A 17,761-nucleotide genomic window follows, 5' to 3' on the forward strand; every position below is an offset into this window, starting at 1 on the left:
TAATCCCGGGGGCGAGCCGGGCACTATACAAGTTCATCTCAGTGATTGCTACGGCGGGCCTGCTACTTTCGTGTATTTGCCGGATGGAGAATTGTATACGAACCCCTCCAGTACTGTCTGTTAGCACTGCTGTTTCGTTACTTCTGTCTCCTGTACTGAACAGTAGGCGAGTCCGGCAACTGCTCGATGACACCCTGATCGCCCGCCAGCGCTAACTGTCCGTCCGTCCTGTGACTCCCCATGGGATTGATCGCGGAGTTCCGGATGGTCTCCGAGGAGCTCCCGCTGGTCGACGTGGCAGAAGGGGTGCCCGAGGCGACCGTCGAGTTCGAGTCGGTCCAGGGGCGGCCGTCGGGGGCGCCGACGTTCGTCGTGCGGGTCGTGGGTGCGGACGCCGACGCCGCCGAGGCGGCGTTCGCCGGCGCCGATTCGGTGACCGAGCACTCGCTCGTCGTCGCCGACGGGGCGACGCGACGCTACCGCTGTCGGCCGACCGGCGGGCCGCCGACGGACCTCGACCTGCTCGCGGACAACGAGTCCATCGTCGACCGGGTGCTCGCCACGCCGGGCGGCTGGGAGGAACGTCGCTGGTTCGCCGACCGCGAAGAGTTCGACCAGTTCCGCGCGTTCTGCCGGGCCAACGACTACGAGTTCCGCCTCGACCGCCTCGTCGAGTCCGACGAGGGATCGCCCGGCGGCGACGCGCGGCCGTTCGGTGACGGCGACCTGTCGCGACCGAAGGAGATGACCGGCCCCCAGCAGGAGGCGCTGGTCACGGCCCAGGAAATGGGCTACTTCGACACGCCGCGGACCGCCACGATGGCCGACGTGGCCGAGGAACTCGGCGTCGCGCCCGCCTCCCTCTCCGAGCGGCTGCGCCGCGCGCAGCACCACCTCGTCGCGGAGTTCCGGCGCAGCTACGACATAAAACCCCGAATAAATTAGGGCACGGGCTACGGGGCCGTAGTCACAAGGACGCCTGTGACCGAGCATACGCTACGGACGGACGGGCGCGGTGCCGCCATCGAGGCCGAGGGTGTGGAACTCACCTACGCGGACGGGACGGAGGCGGTCAAGGGGATCGACCTGACTGTCCCGGAGGGCGAGTTCTTCGGCTTCCTCGGCGCGAACGGCGCCGGGAAGACGACGACGATCAAGACGTTCGCGACGCTTCTGGCCCCGACAGCGGGGTCGATCACCGTCAACGGGTTCGACGTGCGGGACGAACCCCGCAGGATCCGCGAGACCATCGGCTACATGGCGCAAGAGACCAGCGTCGACGAGGAACTCACCGCCCGGGAGAACATCCGCTTCGCCGCGCGGGCCTACGGCGTCCCCAAGAGCGAGCGGGAAGCCCGCATCGACGAGTTGCTCGACCTCGTCGATCTGGCCGACGTGGGCGACAAGCGGGCCGGCGAGTTCTCCGGCGGGATGAAAAAGCGACTGGACGCCGCGACGGCGCTGGTCCACAGCCCGCCGCTGGTCTTCCTCGACGAGCCGACGACCGGGCTCGACCCGAAGGCGCGCAACCGGCTGTGGGAGTACTTCGAGCGTATCAACGAGCGCGGGACGACGCTGTTTCTCACCACGCAGTATCTCGAAGAGGCCGACCAGCTCTGCGACCGCATCTCGGTCATCATGGACGGCGAGATCGTCGCGACGGGGTCGCCGGCGGAGCTCAAACGCCGCGTCGGCGGCGAGGTCCTCGACGTGGAGATCCCCGCGGAAGACGGGGACGCGGGCGAGGACGCCCGCGAGCGCGCCGCCGAGATCGCCCGTACCGGCGACGTGTTCGGCGCCGACGCGGACGTAACGATTTCGGATGACGGCATCACCGTCACCTCCGAGCGGGCGCGCGAGCACGGGACCGACCTGCTGGTCGCGCTCCGCGACGCCGGCATCACCGTCACCGGGTTCAACATCCGCGCGCCGACGCTCGACGACGTGTTCCTCGCGATCACCGACGAGGGCGCGGGCGAAGATGGGGAGCGCGATGGGACCGACGACGCGTCCCAGCGGGAGGTGCGGGCCGAATGAGCGACGATACCGCAGCCGATCGAGCGGTCGAAAGCGACTCGTCGAGCGCGCGAGCGGATGACGACGTCAGGACGGACGGCGGCCACGCCACTGCGGGGCGGTCGGGGAACTCCTTTTTCGGCGATTTCTGGGTGAACTTCGTCCGCTGGAACCTGAAGGCGGTCCGGAACCCGTTCGTAGTCGTCGGGTCGCTGGTCCAGCCGATCATCTTCCTCGTACTGTTCACGCAGGTGTTCGGCAAGGTCGCGACGGGCGCGCTCAGCGGCGGCGCCAGCGCCGGTATCACCTACGAGACGTTCCTGTTGCCCGCCATCGCCATGCAGGTGTCGCTGGCCGCCGCCGCGGGGTCGGGGATCGGCCTCGTCAACGACATGGAAGAGGGGATGTTCGAGAAGACGCTCGTGATGCCGATGAGCCGTTCGGCGATGTTCCTCGGCAAGACAGCCGCGGAGATCCTCCGGATCGTCGTCCAGATCGCGATCATCCTCGCACTGGGGACGGTCCTCGGCGCGAGTGTCGCCACCGGCTTGCTCGGTGCCCTCGGGATTCTCGGCGTCGGGATCCTCTTCTCGCTGTGGTTCATCGCGCTCTCGAACATCATGGCGATCGTCACGCGCGACCAGGAGTCGACGATCATCGGCGCGAACCTCCTGCAGTTCCCCCTGCTGTTCGTCTCGACTGCCTTCCTCCCGCTCGACGCGATGCCCGGCTGGATCCAGACCGTCGCGACGTACAACCCGATCACCTACGGGGTCGACGCCGCCCGCGCGCTCATGCTCGACCAGGACGTGATGACCGTCGTCGAGGTCACCCGCTTCGGCGGCATCTGGAACACGCTCGTCCCCGCCGTCGCCGTGCTCCTCGCGCTCGACCTGGTGCTCGGCGGCGCCATGGTCTACCTGCTCAACCGCGCGTCGAGTTCCGCCGTGCAGTGAGGCGGCGATTCGAGTAACTCGCTCGGCTCCCGTCCGCCGGCCGTCGCTCCCAGTTGGTTGCTGATCGCTCCCGATCTCCTGATCACGTACATACGCCCCGCTACGGCGGCGCAAAGGGTGTTTACCGCTCGCGCCCCTACCGTGGGTATGTCCGACGACGACGATCAGGAGCGGTTCGAAGGCGTCAACTTCACCGACCTCAACCCCGTACTCGAGGACTTGTCGTACCCGATCACGGCCGACGAGTTCGTCGAGGAGTACGGCGACCGCGAACTCCCACGGACCAACGCCGAGCCCATCGAAGTCGGAACGGTGCTGGAGTACATGGGCGATACGACCTTCGAGTCCGAGGAGGAACTCCGTCAGCAGATCGTCGGCCAGATGCCCAGCGACAGCGAGGGCCGGACCAACTACTCCGACCGCGGCGGCTCGAACCCGACGACGACCGAAGCCGCCGAGGAAGCCGAAGAACAGACGGCCGCCGACGCGGAGGAGGGGACGGCGACCGACCCTGACACGACGCAGCAGTAACCCCACCGCGCCCGGACTTCCCAATCACAGTTTCCGGTCAACACCACGTCCGTACCGTCAGTCGCGGCTATGCGGCGAATCGTGGCTGCGCGGTCAGTCGCGGTCCACGCCCGCGTCGTCTCGGTCGGGGTTCTCCACGACCTCCATCTCGACGTCGTCGCCGGAGAGCCCGAGGCGCGCGAACTGGGTGCGGACGTGTTCCTCGGCCGCCGCAAGCGCTGCTTCCCGCGTGTCGAACCCGCGGGTCGTCGGCGCCTCGAAGGCCACTCGCCGCTCGGTACCGTCGATCCGCTGGAGTTGTCCGCCCGATTCGACCTCGTAGAACTCGTCGCAGATCCAGACGTAGGGGGCGCCTTCGTCGGGCGCGCCCTCGAAGGTCGGCGGCCGCTCGCCGCGCTCGTAGAGCGTGCCCGTCAGCGCCGTCCCGCCCGCGTGGCCGCGTACCAGTAGCATATCCCCGACAGTAGGGGGCCGAAGCTGAAAAGCACGCCGCCCCCGGCATTCGCGGACGTACTGCAGGATTACAGCCCGAGATCGACCACGACGGGCAGGTGGTCGGAGGGGAACCAGCCGTCCTCGACCACGTCGGCGGCGACGCCGTACCCTTCGACGTTGCACCCGGCGACGAACACGTGGTCGATCTGACGCCCGGGCAGGAGTTCCTCGAAGTCGGTCCGGGTGGTCGAGGGGCCGTGGGGCGGGTAGGGGCTCGCCTCCCGCGCGTCGACCAGCGGTCCTCCTTCGTCAGTCCCCGCAAGCGCACGGTAGGGCTCGTCGCCTGCCAGACAGTTCAGGTCGCCGCCGACGACGAGCGCTTCGTCGTCTGCTTGCTGTTGTTGGACCCGATCACGCAGGAGTTTCGCTCCCTCCACGCGGGCGCGAGCGCTCTCGTGGTCGAAGTGCGTGTTGGCGTACAGCAGGCGCTCGCCGCTGCGGCGGTCTTCGAGGCGGATCCAGGTGGCGATCCGGGGGTAGGCGGCGTCCCAGCCGGCGCTGCCCGGTTCGTCGGGTGTCGGCGAGAGCCAGAACGTCCCCGATCCGATACGTTCGAAGCGGTCGCGGCGGTAGCCGATGGGGCAGAACTCCCCGTCGCCGTCGTCGGCGTTGCGCGACCGGCCGACCCACTCGTAGGTTGGCAGCGCCTCGCGGACGTCAGCGTACTGGTGTGCCAGCGGCTCCTGCAGTCCGATCACGTCGGGACGGTGAAAGCGGAGCGTACCCGCGACGGCGTCCCGTCTGGCCGCCCAGTCGAACTTCCCGTCCCTCGCCACGTCCCGGCGAACGTTGTACGTGAGGACGCGGACGGCGTCGCCGTTCATATCGGTCTCTCGGGCATGGCGGCCCTTAGTACCGCGGTCCGTTACTCTCGATTCTGCTCGAAGGACCGTGGTTGGTAGTGGAATTTGAATGACCCAGGGGACGCTGAGAGTTGAAAGCCCTCGACGCGCTCGCGGTCGCTGAGACGGGATATCCGCGCTCTCCGCACCGCCCGCGCGGATAGTGCCCGCTCAGGCGACTACATGAACGCGAGCCCGCCTCGCCCTTTCAGTCCACCAGGAACCGCAATCACACCACACAGCACCGCAGACGGCCACACGCCTCCCCAACCGATTCGCTCAGTCGCTTCGCTCCCTGTGGTCGCTCATCCCTCGCACGGTGCTGTCGCGAGACGAGACTCGCGACAGCGCGCGCCACCGCTATCAGTCGGCCCCTGCGAAGCATCCGGCGCCGCAGGCGCCGGTTCACCGAACTCGCGCTTTGCGCGAGTTCGGCCTGTCTCGAGAGAGAAGCGAACGAGATGGTTCGAGACGGCAAAGCCGTCTCGTCATGCCAAAAATCTCTGATTTTTGAGCACCTCGTCAGAGCGTTGCTCTGACGGTGTTTTCACCCATGTTTTTGTGGGCGGGGTTCCCGCAGCGAGCCTTCGGCTCGCGAGGAAACCCCGTCCGGAAAAAGATGGGGCGGAAAGCGTTTCACGTCGCAGTGCGACGTGGCGGGTATGTCTGACCTCGGGGATTTCACTGATTTCGACGGCGGCGGCGACGGCGACGACGGCGACGATGCGGGCGACGGCGCGGAGGCAGCGACGTCCACGACCTCGACGGCCGACGTTGATACGGACGGTACCGCGACCGATGGAGAGCTGCTCGACGCGAGCGGCGAGACCGACGAGGACTTCGCGTCGATGGACGTGACGCCGGCCGGCGAAGACCACGGCGTCGGCGTCGTCTCGGCGACCGAGGGCCTGCGGATCAGCGAGGACGGCGAGGAGACCGAACTCCGGGCGTACGTCACCGTCGAAAACCGTTCGGACGTGCGCATCGGGAAGTACCTGCTCGTCCCGTACTTGGACGACGAGCGGCTGTTCTGCCGGATCACGGCGCTAGAGTACGCACAGGAGTTCCGCGCCGACGACGCGACCGAGATCCACGCCCGTCGGGCGATGCGCCGCGGCGACATCGACGAACAGGACTTCAAGTTCGTCGCGACGCTGGACCCCGTCGCGGTCCTCTACTCGGAGGACGGCGAGCTCAAGCGCCGGATGACCGACCGCGTGCCCAAACCCGAGACGGTCGTCCGCGAGGCGACCGACACCTCGGAGATCAAGACCGGGCTGAAGATCCCCGAGGACGGCGTCTTCCTCGGCCACCTCTCCGTGGGCGGCGAGAAGGTGAGGACCGCCGCCGAGCCGCCGACCATCGACTACCGGCTGAAAGACGACTACGAGGACGGCGACCCGCTGGTCTTCCGGCACACGCTCGTCGCCGGCGGGACCGGGTCGGGGAAGACCCACAGCGCCAAGAACGTCCTCCGGCAGTACCTCGCGGAGGACCGGACCTACCCCGTCGAGGACGGCGCCCGCGACGTCTCGCCCGGACTCGTCATGTTCGACCCGCAGGACGAGTACGCCCAGATGCACGACGACAACCCCGACCTCGACGACGAGTTCGCCCGCCGGCTCGACCGCGAGGGCATCGCCCACGGCGGCGTCGACGACACCGTCGCCTTCGTCCCGAAGGTCGAGGGGGCCTCCTACGCGACCGGCGACCACCGCGCCGAGCAGGTGGAGTTCACCATCCCGTTCTCGATGGTCCACGAGAACCCGTGGCTCATCGCCGGCGCGAACCTCAACGGCAACCAGTACAACGCCCTCCAACTTCTCCTGGATCGCTTCGCGAAAGACTACGGAGGCGACGGCACCTACCAGCAGTTTAAAACGTTCCTCGACGACCCCGCACTCCGGGAGGAACTCGACGAGACGGGTCGGGTCCACGAGGCGACGTTCAATGCGGTCAAGCGCCGGGCGCTGGGCTTCGACGGGATCTTCGACCAGGACGCCCGGCCGATCACCGACCGTATCCACGAGTTCGTCCGCCCGGGCGGGGTCTCGGTCGTCCCGACCTACCACATCAACAACTCGCGGACGACGGTGACCATCGTCCTCGCGCTCGCGGCGCTGATCGTCGACCAGAAGCTCTCGAACAGCCCCCGCTACGAGCGCATCAAGCACACGCCGCTCGTGCTCGGCCTCGACGAAGCCCACAACTTCCTCTCGGAGGTCGACAGCGTCCAGGGCGAGCAGATCATCGGCAAGTTCACCGAGGCCGCGAAACAGGGCCGCAAGGAGCGACTCGGCCTGTTCCTCATCACCCAGGACCCGCAGGACATCGCCGACCCCGTGTTCAAGCAGATCAACTCGACCGTCGTCCTCAACCTCGGCGACGACGACGCCATCTCGGCGGTGAACATCCCCGCCAGCCTCGAACAGAAGGTCCCCTACATGGAGAAGGGACAGAAGGTCGTCTACTCGCCGGACAACTCCGAACCGGTCGAACTGGTCGGACTCTCGAAGTGCCTGACCAATCACGAGTGAGTTCGGCGAGAGCACCGACCGCGTCCGTTTCGCCAGACGGCGTCTCGACGGATCGACCGCTGGAACGGCAGTGACCGGCAAATTTATTTGCCGATTCCTTGATGGGACGGGAGATGGGGGAGAACATCGAGGCGAGACAGACCGCCTTCGACAGGATCCGTCGGTCGATGAACGTTCCCATGTCGGTCGAGATCTCGTACGTGGGATCGCTGCTGTTGCTGACGGCCCTCGGTAGCGCCTACGCCTTCCGTTCCGGAGGCAGCGTCTTCCTGCTCGGCGCGGCACTCGTCCTCGTCGCCGCCGTCGGGTTCGAGTACCGGACGCTATCGGGCGGATGGCGCCACCGTCAGCGCGCCGTCGAACGCGCGGAACCGGTCCCGTGCAGCGTCTGCGACACTCACGTCATAAACAAGAGCGACTGGGTGGGTCTGTGGGACCGAAACCGTTACTTGCCGGTCGTCGAGTTCGTCTACGAGCGAGCCGGCGAACGCGAACGGAGTTTCTTCGCGTATCCCTACGGCGTCCACACGAGTTCGTTCGACGAACAGACGTCGGCCCGGGAAGCGTCCCAGATGACCGAGCTGGCCGGTGACACCGCATACTACGACCCCGAGACCGAGCAGGCGTTCCTGTTCGACGACCCAAACGATGCGGTGTGGTGGGGCCACCAGAAGGATTTCGCCAGGACCCTCTTGTATCGTCTCGTGGTAGCGTCCGCCGTGCTGTTTGTGGGCCAGACGCTGCACGTGTAGGCGGCACGGAGGCGTACGGCGGGGACCGCGCTCGCCGAGACACCGGCAGTCGCCGGCGGCTCACCACGGAGCGTCGCTTCGCGCGCCGATCCTACCGCAACGCGTATTGGCTCGCGAACTGCACGACGAGCACATGGACGACGAGTCGGTGCGTCGCGAGGCGGCGTTCGACCGGATCCGGCGTCGCGTACAGCTCCCGCGGGCGCTCTCGGAGGCGTTCGTGATCTACGGGGTGCTGTGGTCGGTCGTGTTCGGGGTCGGCTACCGGTCGAGCGCCGGGGCGAAACCGCCGCTACTGTACGGGTCAGTCGGCGTCGCGCTCGCGTGGCTCACCTACCGGAGCGTCCGGCGGCGACTGGTCCGGCGCCGGCGCGTCGTCGACCGCGCGGAGCCGGTGCCCTGTTCGATCGAGGGAACCGACGCGATCGCGAAGACGAGCCAGCCGTCGCGGACGGCGCTCGCACTGGGCCGCCAGCGGTTTCTCCCGGTGGTCGAGTTCACCTACGAACTCGACGGCGACGAGGGGCGGTCCGACGACGACGGACCGCTCGACGGGCGGGATGTCCCGGCACGCGCGGCCACCGAGGAGCGGGCCGAGCAGCTCGCGGCGGCTGTCGTCGAGGAGCACGCGGCGAACCCACACCGACACGGCGCGCGGCCGGCGAGTGGCGAACGGCGGAGCTATCGCGCCTTCCCCGACGGGGTCCACGAGACCTCGGTCGGCCGGGAGGCCGCTCGCGAGGACGCCCGTTCGCTCGCCGAGGAGGCCGGCGACACCGCGTACTACGACCCGCGGACGGACCAGGCGTTCCTCTTCGACGACCCGAAGGTAGGCGTCTATCGGCGCCAGGCCACGGCAGTCGGGTGGTCGCTGCTCGGATACGTCCTGCTTCCGACGCTGGCGGCGCTCGCGCTCTCGCTGTGAGCGGCCACACCGCGGAACCGAAACGGGACGGACGGCACCGACCTACAGCGGCGTCAGTTCGGTTACCGCCGCGCCGGTCGCGTCGGTGAGCGCCTCGCGGGCCTCGGGTTTGCAGGTGAGGTAGACGACCTGCCAGCCGGAGTCGACCAGTTCGCCGAGTACCTCCGCCTGCCGTTCGAGCCGCTGGGGGTCGGCCGACAGGAAGGCGTCGTCCATCAGGAAGAAGCCGTCGCGCCCTTCCATGAGGCGGCGGCCGAGCGCGACGCGGACCGAGAGGTACAGCTGGTCGCGCGTCCCGCGACTCAGTTCCCGCGGCGAGAGCCGCTCGCCGTTCGCGAGTTCGACGGCGAGGCGTGACTCGTCGGTCAGGCCCACGTCGACGTAGCGGTCGTCGGTGATCCGGCGGAACACCTCGGCGGCCTCGCCGTCGGCGAACAGCGACGCCATCTTCTCGTTCTCCGATTCGGCCATCCGCTCTAGCACCGTCGCGGCCGCCCGCGAGACGTCCGCGTCGGTCTCGACGGCGTCGACGAACGCCTCCAGCCGGTCGGCGAGGTCTTCGAGCGCAGCGAGGTTGGTGACCGCGAGGTCCAGCGGCTCGCCGCAGACCGATTGGAAGCGGATCTCGCCGGCTCGATCGGCGAACCGGTCGAGCTGGCGACGGTGCTCGCGCAGCGCGGATTCGAGTTCCTCGTAGCGCTCGGCGGCGGCCTCCGCGCGCTCGCGACCCTCCTCAAGCTCTTGCTCGGTGAACTCCTGGTCGGCCTCGAAGTCGATCTCGGCCCGGCGGGCTTCGAGGGCGTCGGTCGCGGCGTCGACGACCTCGCTCGGGTCCTGTGCGTCGATGTCGAGCCACTTGCGCAGGACGCCCGTGTTCGTCTGGATCACCTCGGTGTGGTCCTCGCGCTCGTCGCGCAATTCCGCGATGGCGGAGCGGACGTCCGTCGGGTCGTAGGCGTCGATACCGATCTCCGCGGCGCGCTCGACGACGGCTTCCCGGTCGGCAGTGAGCCGCGCGAGAGAACTGCTGGCCGACCGGTAAAGGGCAAGCGCGACCAGCGTGACGACGCCGAACGCCGCGGGGCCGGCGGCGACCAGCGACGGCTCGCGGATCCCCAGCGCCAGCGGGACCGCTCCGGCGACGACGCCGGCGGCCAGCGCCGCGACCGTCGTCCGGCGGTACCATGCCTTGCGCGTCTCGAACTCGTCCTCGCTCCCGGTCGCCAGGTCGTCCAGCCGCGACTCCAGCTCAGACAGCTCGGCGTCGCCGGGCAGCGACGCCCGTTCCCCGAGGCTGCGCTCCAGCGCGCCCTTCGTCTTGACGAGTTCCTCGTACTCCTCGCGGGCCTGTGCGGCTTCGAGTGCGGCCACCTCGGTTTCGGCACGCTCGCGCTCGCGGGCCGCCTGATAGCACTCGCGCTCGACGGCGTCGAGATCCTCGGACTCTGCCCGCTCCAGGTACGACCGCACGTCCTCGAGCAGCGTCGCGGCGCGCTCGCGCTGTTCGTCGGCGTCGTCGTACTGGTTCGAGAGGTTCCACCGCTCGGGCGTGAGACGGCCGCGTTCGAGGACGCGGTCGCGGACGGTCTCGATGTCGCCGGTCCAGATGCCGACGATGCGGTCGGTGACCTGCCGGTAGAACGCACCCTCGTCGAGGACGCCCAGGTCGCCGTCGCGGACGACGAAGACGTTGCGGAACTCCGCGGGCGTCAGCTCGAAGTTGTACCGCTCGGCGTACCGATCGAGAAGCGTCTCGCCGTTGGAAAGCTTGTGTTCGCCCTCGTCGCCATCGAGGACGACGTGCCCCTCGGGGGACTCCTCGATGCGCGTGCCGGCGACGCGGCGGTCGCCGGTCAGCGTCCGCAGGAGACACTCGGTGAGCAGCGTCTTCCCCGACTCGTTGGGGCCGTAGACGACGTGAGCGTCGTCGAACTGGAGCGTCTCGCGGAGCGGCCCGTAGCGGTCGACGTGGACCTCGCTGAGCTTCACGCGTGTGTCACCTCCCCGGCGGCGAGCAACTCGGCGAGCGTCTCGACGAGTCGCCGTTCGACCTGTTCGCGGTCGTCGACGCGGTCCCACTCGTCGAGGTCGAGGTCGTCGAGGCGGTCGACGAAGTCGGCGTAGATGGGGTGGTCGAGGACGGCCGCGACGCCGCGGGTCTCGTTGACGACGGCCGCCGGTCCGGCCGCGGCGTGCAGTCGCTCGTCGAAGGTGCTCTCGTCGAGTTCGGTGAACCCGTCGACGCGAACTTCCAGATCGCTCCGGTCGGTGTCCTGGCCGTCGATCCACCCTTCCACGCGGTCGATGACCTCGTAGCCATCGCCGGGGGTGACCGTCGCGTCGAAGCGGTCGCGGTAGTAGGTGTCGAGCGCGACCGGCTGGACGTTCGCGTCGTCGGTGTCGACGAGGACGGCGTGGCGCCGACCGGTTTCGGCCCACGAATGGGAGACGGGCGACCCGGGGTAGACGAACAGGCCGCCGTTGGGGAGTTTCCGCTGGTAGAGTTCGGCGTGGACGTGGCCCGCGAGGACGAACTCGTAGCCCAGTTCGCCCAGCGTCTCCGTCTGGACGGGGCAGTAGCTGGGGGCCTCCTCGTGGCCGGTCGCGCTCGCGCCGAAGCCGGCGTCGAGCGTGCAGTGCAGCGAGAGGACCGCGTCCTCGTGGGCGCGCTCGCGCAACTCGAAGAACAGGTCGTCGCCCAGTCGCTCGCGGTAGGGGACGCCCACGACCTCGCCGCCGTCGACCTCCGCGACTTCGAAGGGGTCGGCGGCGAGCACGCGGAAGTCGGGGCCGAACTCGACGTTCCCCTGGAAGGCGTCGGCGTCGTGGTTGCCGGGGACGACGAGGACGTCGAAGGGGTTGTCGGTGAACCGCTCGCGGAGGGCGGGGCGGAGGTCGTCGGCGGCGGCCGCCGAGTCGAAGCAGTCGCCGCCGACGGTCAGCGCGTCGACGTCCTCCCGGGCGGCGGCGTCGAGAAGCGCGTCGAGCGCGGCGACCGATCGCTCGCCGCCGCGCCCGAGGTGGAGGTCCGCAGTGTGGAGTAGCCTCATCCGTTACCCCCGTCTGGCGGCGGCAAGCGACTTAAGGATTGGTTACGTGGCCGACAGAATTGCCGGGATGGTGGTCCGGGCGACTCAGAGTCGCAACTGCTCGGCCTCGTCCCAGCGAGGGGCGAACTCCCTCCCCACGTCGGCGGCGAACTCGGGGTCCTTGAGGTCGATGACCGCGAACGTCTCGTCCTCGATGAGCGGGTGGGGCACCTCGATGCAGACCTCGGTGTCGTCGATGATCTCGAAGGTCCCGGAGACGTCCGGGCTGGTCCGCGTCTCGAAGCGGTCGTGGGGCTGGAGCGTCTCGCGGTAGCGTCGCCCGACGCCGTCGGGCAGTGCGTCGACCAGTTCCGGCGTCAACAGTACTGAAACGGAGACGCCGCGTTCGAGCGCGTCCTCCAGCGCGCCGGTGATGCGGGCCGAGACGTCTTCGAGGTCGAACTGCTGGACTGGCTCGGAGGCGACGACGACGATGCGTTCGTCGGCCGCAGTCAACCGCTCGACCAGCAGGTCGAACGCCTCCTGTGGCCCGACGCTGGCCGTCCAGAACGGCTCGTCGACCGGTTCGCCCTCGTCGAGTTCGTCGACCAGTTCGTCGACGATCTCCTCGTACTGGGCGGCCTGTTCCTCCAGTTCGCGCTGTTTGGCTTCCAGCAGCCGGTCCAGGGCGGTGTCGGTCTCGACGGCGACGTACTTCTTCGGACGGCTCGCCGTCTGGCTCCGCGCGAGCCGCTTCGTCTCCAGACTGTTGAGCACGTCGTAGATGCGTCCCATCGGGACGTCGCTCGCCCGCGAGAGGTCCTTCGCCGTCGTCGGCCCCGCCTCCAGCAGCGCGCGATAGGCCCGCGCCTCGTACTCCGAGAGACCCAGGTCTCTGAGACTCGCCATCGTGTTGAACTCTTCCCCGAACAACAAAAAACAACTGGTGAATTTACGACCGTCCGCGCTCCGGCGGCTCGCCGTACGGCGTTCGACCGGTCAGCCCGTCAGCAGCGATTCGAGGCTCTCGGGGTCGGCTGCTCGCCCCTCGGGTTCGCCGTCGGCGAGGACGACCGCCGTGCCGTCCTCGGCGCGGTCGTCGGCAGGTGAGACGACCGTCTCGTGGTCGGCCAGCCGGAGTGCCGCGCGGTGGAGGTCGCTGCCGGCGTCGGTCCCGACGGCGACGACGCGCGGGTCGCGCAGCCGAGCCACGGCCGAGGCGTAGTTCGCGACCTCGACGCCCATCCGGTCGGTCGCGCCGGCGAACGCGGCGAGCGCGTCGTGGGCCGCCTCGCGGTAGCGGTCGTCGTCGGTGAGCAGCCAGCAGTCGATCAGCGCGTCGGCCGCCTCGACGTTGGTGTCGAGGGGGTACAGCGGGCGATCCAGCAGTCCGGCACCGGCGGACGACCCGTCGCGGAACGCACCGGCGTCGCCCTGTAGCGCGTCGATAGCGTAGTCCGCGACCGCCTGCATCGGTCCGGGTTCGCCCAGCACGGACGCGCTCGTCGTCAGCCCCGCGAGCACGCGGGCCTGCGACGAGAGGAGACCGGCCTCGCCGACCTCGCCGGTCTCGGGGTCGCCGAAGTGGACGACAGCGCCGTCCTCGCCGACGAGTTCCGCGAGGACGTGGTCGCGGGCGCGCTCGGCGTACCGCTGGGCGCGCTCGTCGTCGGTGTACGCGGCGTAGGTCAACAGGCCGTCGACGGCGACGCCGTTGTGCCCGGCGAAGACCGTCTCGTCGACCGCCGGCGGGTCGGCGTCCTCGCGCTCGGTCGCCTCCAGCCGGTAGTAGGCGTCGTCGCCGCCCTGGCTCGCCGCGAAGGCGTCGCCGGTCCACAGGTCGGTCGTCAGGTACTCGACCGTTCGCTCGGCGGTCTCGCGGTAGGCGTCCTCGCCGGTGTAGCGGTAGCCGTGGGCGAACGCCCGCACGAGCGCCGCGTTCTCGTCGGCGAGCTTCTCGCGCTGGGGCGACCCCCAGTTGCGGTTGTGGGACAGCCGGTAGAACCCGCCGTCGTAGGTGTCGAACAGTCGCGTTCGCACGGCCTCCAGCGTGCGCGTCGCCTGGTCGCGCGCACGGACCAGCGCGAACTCGATCGTCCGCGGGAGCGGGAACTTCACGTCCGTTCCCCACCCGCCGAACTCGTCGTCGTACGCGGCCAGCAACTGTTCGACCATGTGTTCCTCGACGCGAGCGGACAGCTCGCCGCCCGGCGGGTCGGCGTCGCCGAGCTGGCGGGGGATCGAGCCGGCTTCCGCGCCCTTGCCGTCCCAGGTGCGCCGGACGGCGTCGAGGATCTCGCGGAAGCCGTCGACGCCGAGGAACGTCGCGCCGGTGATGACGGTGCCGTCGGGCGTCGTGAACACCGTCGAGGGGAACCCGCCCATGTTGTAGCGGTCGCGGACGCGCGGGTGCCGGTCGACGGACACCCGGACGGGGACGAACCCGTCGTTGACGTTCGCGGCGATGCGGGGCTCGGAGTAGGTCGTGCGGTCCATCTCCCGGCAGTCCTCGCTCCAGGGCGCCCACAGCGAGAGCAGGACCGGCTTGCCCGCCCGCTCGGCGTCGGCGAACGCCTCCGGACCCCACTCGCGCCACTCGACTTTCGTCGCGTCCGCTGAATCGTCCATACCCGAACTACGTGCTTGCGCCGATAAGGGCTTTCAACTCTCTCTGACCGGGGTGAATTCGCCGGTGGCGCGCGCTGTCGCGAGTTTCATCTCGCGACAGCATCGTACGAGGGATGATCGAAAGAGCGCAGCGACTGAGCGAATCGGTTGGGGAGGCGTGTGGCCGGCTGCGGTGCGGTGCGGTCCGGTATTGTTCCTGGTGGACTGAAAGGGCGAGGCGGGCTCGCGCTTGTATAGTCGCCTGAGCGGGCACTATCCGCGCGGGCAGTGCGGAGAGCGCGGATATCCCGCCTCAGCGACCGCGAGCGCGCCGAGGGCTTTCTACGCCCACTGATTCCTGCGGTAGCGGATAGTAATACTGCTAGCGAGCGTGCCGAGGACCCTCGCCGACCACTCTCAGCCACCGAGTTTCAGTCCTCGCGAGCGTGGATCGGTCCCGCACTCGAACCCAGATGCCCGCCGTCACGACCGTTCCGGACCGCGAGCACCTCGGCGACGATGCTGTGGGCGACCTGATAGGGATTGTCGCCGCCCAGATCGAGGCCGACGGGCGCGTAGATGCGCTCCCTGTCCCCGTCACCGATTTCGACACCGTCCGACGCGAGCGCGTCCCGCAACCGCTCGAACCGGTCGGGCGGTCCCATTACGCCGATGTATTCGACAGTCGTCTCCAACACCTCCCCGAGCGCCAGTCGGTCGTCGACGAAGTTGTGGGTCATCAGGACCACCGCGTCGCTCGATTCGAAATCAACCGTCTCGCACAAATCTCGTGGCGAAGTCGAGACGACGCAGTCAGCGCGCGGGAATCGGTCGGTCGTCGTGCGGCCCCCGCGGAACCCGACGACGGTGACGCGGAACCCCGCAGACCGCGCGAGGTGGATGACCGGGCGGACGTCGGCGTTACTGCCGACGACGACCAGCCGCGGCGGTGGTGTCACGCGCTCGACGAACAGCCGGACCGATCCGCCCCCCGTTTCCACTCGAACCGTGGTCGTCCCGTCGACGGCCTCGGGAACCGCGGCGGTCACCTCCGGGGGGAGGCCATCGACAGTGTCGCTCTCCCCGTCGGTCCATCGCACTCCGACGTCGGCGCGCTCGTCGTCGCTCTCGACAACGACGGCGGCGATCCGTCCGCCACTAAGTTCGTCGGCGCTCGCCAGTAGCGGCCGATGGGATTCCCCGAGCGGTTCGAGCAATACGTCGACGACGCCGTTGCAGCCGACGCCGAGGCCCCAGCCATCGTCCTCGCGGAGGTCGAATCGCTCAAGCCGGGCCGTCCCGTCGTCGAGTACGTCCGCCGCCAGTCGTGCCAGCGAGTCGGTCAGGCAGCCGGCGGTCACCGACCCGACGCCGCCCGCGTCGGGCGCGACGACCATCTTCGCGCCCGGTCGACGGTAGGCCCGGCCGTCGACGGCGACGACCGTCGCCAGCACGGCCGGCTCGCCCGAGTCGAGGTACTCGCGGGCCGCCGCGCGGACCTCGCGGTCCGGGGCCGTCCAGTCGGTCGGTCGATCGGTCGTCCAGTCTCCGTCGCTGCCGCCGTCAGTCATGCCGTCCGAGGCTCGCCGGCGACCCGCTCGGCGGCCGATTCGAGCGCGCGGGCGACGTACGTCTCCAGCAGTTCGCCGCGGAACTCGCCGGATGCGTAGGGGTCCGAGCGCAACCGCTCGGGGTCGATATCTGCCCGCGCTTCGCTCGCCGCCGCGTCGATGCTATCGGAATCGGGGCGTTCGTCGACGAGCGCGTCCTCGACCGACGGGAGGCGGACCGCTCGATCCACCGCGCCGGTCGCGGCGACGCGTGCAGTCGAAACGACTTCTCCAGTTACCTCGACCACGGCCGCCACGCCGACCATCGCGTAGCCCGTCGCGGGGTGAGTCTTCTTCGCGTACGCGACGCCGGCGTCGTCGGTGTGCGGGATGCGGACGCCGGCGACGAGTTCACCGTACTCGACGGCCGTCTCGCCGTCGCCCCGGAAGAACTCGGTCGCGGGCACCTCGCGCTTGCCGTCGCGGGTGCGCAACAGGACGATCGCGTCGCTCGCCAGCACCGCCGCGGGCGGGTCCGCACCGGGGTGGGCCTCGGCGAGGTTCCCACCGATGGTCCCCCGGTTTCGGATCTGCAGGTCGCCCACTTCGGCGGCCGTCTCGGCCAGCAGCGGCGCGTTCGCCCGGAGCACCCGCGAGTCGGCGATGTCGGCGTAGGTCGTCAGCGCACCGACGACGGTCCGGTCGTCGAGCGCGTTGATCGCGTCCAGAGCGTCTACGTCCAGATCCACGACCACGTCGGGGCTGCGCCCTTCGGTCTTCATCGCCGGGACGAGGCTGTGGCCGCCGGCGAGGATCTCGACCTCCGCGTCGGCGTGCTCCTCCAGCAAGTCCAGCGCCTCGCTCACCGAGGTCGCCCGCTCGTAGTCGAAGTCGTCCGGGAACATCTCAGTCCTCGGCCTCCACTTCGGTAGGGTCGGCGCGTCGGCCGGTCTCGGCGCCCGAGGACTCCGTCTCAGCCAGTCGATCGGCCGCCGTCTCGACCGCGTCGACGATGTTGCCGTAGCCGGTGCAGCGGCAGACGTTCCCCTTGAGCGCCTTCCGGATCTCGGCGCGCGAAGGGTCGGGGTTCTCGTCGAGGAACTGGTGAGTCGTCGCGAGCATCCCGGGCGTGCAGTACCCGCATTGCAGGCCGTGTTCGTCGTGGAACGCCCGCTGGACGGCGTCGAGGCCGTCGGTCGCGTAGCCGGCCGCGGTCGTCACCTCGGCGCCGTCGGCCTGGACGGCGAGGACGGTACAGGACTTGACCGCATCGCCGTCGACGTCGACCGTGCAGGCGCCGCACTTGCCGCTCTCGCAGCCGACGTTCGGGCCGGTGTAGCCCAGTTCGTCGCGCAGCGCGTGGACCAGCAGGGTCCGCGACTCGACGGTCAGCGTCTCCTCCTGCCCGTTCACCGTGAGCGTGATGTCGTGTGTAGCCATGGGCGAGGATCGATACCTTGGGCCGACAACGGCCCGCGGAGGGTAAAGTGTTGGTCTCGGGGACGCTGGCGAACGGCCCCG

Annotated in this window: 16 protein-coding genes; 7 read left to right on the forward strand and 9 right to left on the reverse strand. The window is 69.1% G+C overall.

What is annotated here, in order from left to right; translation table 11 throughout:
- Nucleotides 1–240: 240 nt before the first annotated feature.
- The 4 genes from AB2U09_RS15465 (at nucleotide 241) to AB2U09_RS15480 (ending at nucleotide 3,503) form a co-directional block, all read left to right on the forward strand.
- Nucleotides 241–945, forward strand: coding sequence for a helix-turn-helix domain-containing protein (locus AB2U09_RS15465; RefSeq protein ID WP_459193625.1), 705 nt, complete (start codon nucleotides 241–243; stop codon nucleotides 943–945).
- A gap of 36 nt (nucleotides 946–981) precedes the next feature.
- Nucleotides 982–2,037: an ABC transporter ATP-binding protein gene (locus AB2U09_RS15470; protein ID WP_459193626.1), complete on the forward strand. Its 1,056-nt coding sequence runs from the start codon at nucleotides 982–984 to the stop codon at nucleotides 2,035–2,037.
- Complete coding sequence (locus AB2U09_RS15475) at nucleotides 2,034–2,972, forward strand: ABC transporter permease (RefSeq protein WP_459193627.1); 939 nt, start codon at nucleotides 2,034–2,036, stop codon at nucleotides 2,970–2,972. The genes AB2U09_RS15470 and AB2U09_RS15475 overlap by 4 nt, the downstream gene beginning before the upstream one ends.
- 147 nt (nucleotides 2,973–3,119) lie before the next feature.
- On the forward strand, nucleotides 3,120–3,503 hold the full coding sequence (locus AB2U09_RS15480) for a DUF5789 family protein (RefSeq protein ID WP_459193628.1): 384 nt from the start codon (nucleotides 3,120–3,122) through the stop codon (nucleotides 3,501–3,503).
- Between the two features lie 93 nt (nucleotides 3,504–3,596).
- Here the strand turns inward: AB2U09_RS15480 and AB2U09_RS15485 are convergent, their stop codons facing one another.
- Both AB2U09_RS15485 and AB2U09_RS15490 read right to left on the reverse strand, forming a co-directional pair.
- Nucleotides 3,597–3,956: a DUF7113 family protein gene (locus AB2U09_RS15485; protein ID WP_459193629.1), complete on the reverse strand. Its 360-nt coding sequence runs from the start codon at nucleotides 3,954–3,956 to the stop codon at nucleotides 3,597–3,599.
- A 68-nt stretch (nucleotides 3,957–4,024) separates the two neighbouring features.
- Nucleotides 4,025–4,822, reverse strand: a complete 798-nt coding sequence (locus AB2U09_RS15490; RefSeq protein WP_459193630.1) for an endonuclease/exonuclease/phosphatase family protein — start codon at nucleotides 4,820–4,822, stop codon at nucleotides 4,025–4,027.
- Nucleotides 4,823–5,502: 680 nt separating this feature from the next.
- Here AB2U09_RS15490 and AB2U09_RS15495 point away from each other — a divergent pair.
- The 3 genes from AB2U09_RS15495 (at nucleotide 5,503) to AB2U09_RS15505 (ending at nucleotide 9,054) form a co-directional block, all read left to right on the forward strand.
- The gene (locus tag AB2U09_RS15495) at nucleotides 5,503–7,377 is read left to right on the forward strand and encodes an ATP-binding protein (protein WP_459193631.1); all 1,875 of its coding nucleotides are present in this window, start codon (nucleotides 5,503–5,505) and stop codon (nucleotides 7,375–7,377) included.
- Nucleotides 7,378–7,490: 113 nt separating this feature from the next.
- The gene (locus tag AB2U09_RS15500; protein ID WP_459193632.1) at nucleotides 7,491–8,129 is read left to right on the forward strand and encodes a hypothetical protein; all 639 of its coding nucleotides are present in this window, start codon (nucleotides 7,491–7,493) and stop codon (nucleotides 8,127–8,129) included.
- A gap of 133 nt (nucleotides 8,130–8,262) precedes the next feature.
- Nucleotides 8,263–9,054, forward strand: coding sequence for a hypothetical protein (locus AB2U09_RS15505; RefSeq protein ID WP_459193633.1), 792 nt, complete (start codon nucleotides 8,263–8,265; stop codon nucleotides 9,052–9,054).
- A gap of 42 nt (nucleotides 9,055–9,096) precedes the next feature.
- Here AB2U09_RS15505 and AB2U09_RS15510 read toward each other — a convergent pair whose 3' ends face one another.
- From AB2U09_RS15510 to AB2U09_RS15540, 7 genes are all read right to left on the reverse strand, one after another.
- Complete coding sequence (locus AB2U09_RS15510) at nucleotides 9,097–11,043, reverse strand: ATP-binding protein (RefSeq protein ID WP_459193634.1); 1,947 nt, start codon at nucleotides 11,041–11,043, stop codon at nucleotides 9,097–9,099.
- A complete protein-coding gene (locus tag AB2U09_RS15515) occupies nucleotides 11,040–12,104 on the reverse strand; it encodes a metallophosphoesterase family protein (RefSeq protein ID WP_459193635.1) in 1,065 nt (354 codons plus the stop codon). The genes AB2U09_RS15510 and AB2U09_RS15515 overlap by 4 nt, the downstream gene beginning before the upstream one ends.
- Nucleotides 12,105–12,188: 84 nt before the next feature.
- Nucleotides 12,189–12,992 (reverse strand): TrmB family transcriptional regulator, encoded by an 804-nt coding sequence (locus tag AB2U09_RS15520; protein ID WP_459193636.1) that lies wholly within the window; start codon nucleotides 12,990–12,992, stop codon nucleotides 12,189–12,191.
- 90 nt (nucleotides 12,993–13,082) lie between these two features.
- Nucleotides 13,083–14,711 carry a DUF255 domain-containing protein gene (locus AB2U09_RS15525; protein WP_459193637.1) on the reverse strand — a complete coding sequence of 543 codons (1,629 nt, stop codon included), beginning with the start codon at nucleotides 14,709–14,711 and terminating at the stop codon, nucleotides 13,083–13,085.
- 410 nt (nucleotides 14,712–15,121) lie between these two features.
- Nucleotides 15,122–16,261, reverse strand: a complete 1,140-nt coding sequence (locus tag AB2U09_RS15530; protein ID WP_459193638.1) for an XdhC family protein — start codon at nucleotides 16,259–16,261, stop codon at nucleotides 15,122–15,124.
- Nucleotides 16,258–17,145: an FAD binding domain-containing protein gene (locus AB2U09_RS15535; RefSeq protein WP_459193639.1), complete on the reverse strand. Its 888-nt coding sequence runs from the start codon at nucleotides 17,143–17,145 to the stop codon at nucleotides 16,258–16,260. The genes AB2U09_RS15530 and AB2U09_RS15535 overlap by 4 nt, the downstream gene beginning before the upstream one ends.
- A gap of 1 nt (nucleotide 17,146) precedes the next feature.
- Nucleotides 17,147–17,680, reverse strand: coding sequence for a (2Fe-2S)-binding protein (locus tag AB2U09_RS15540; RefSeq protein WP_459193640.1), 534 nt, complete (start codon nucleotides 17,678–17,680; stop codon nucleotides 17,147–17,149).
- Nucleotides 17,681–17,761: the final 81 nt, after the last annotated feature.

Source organism: Halosimplex yunnanense (assembly GCF_054504345.1).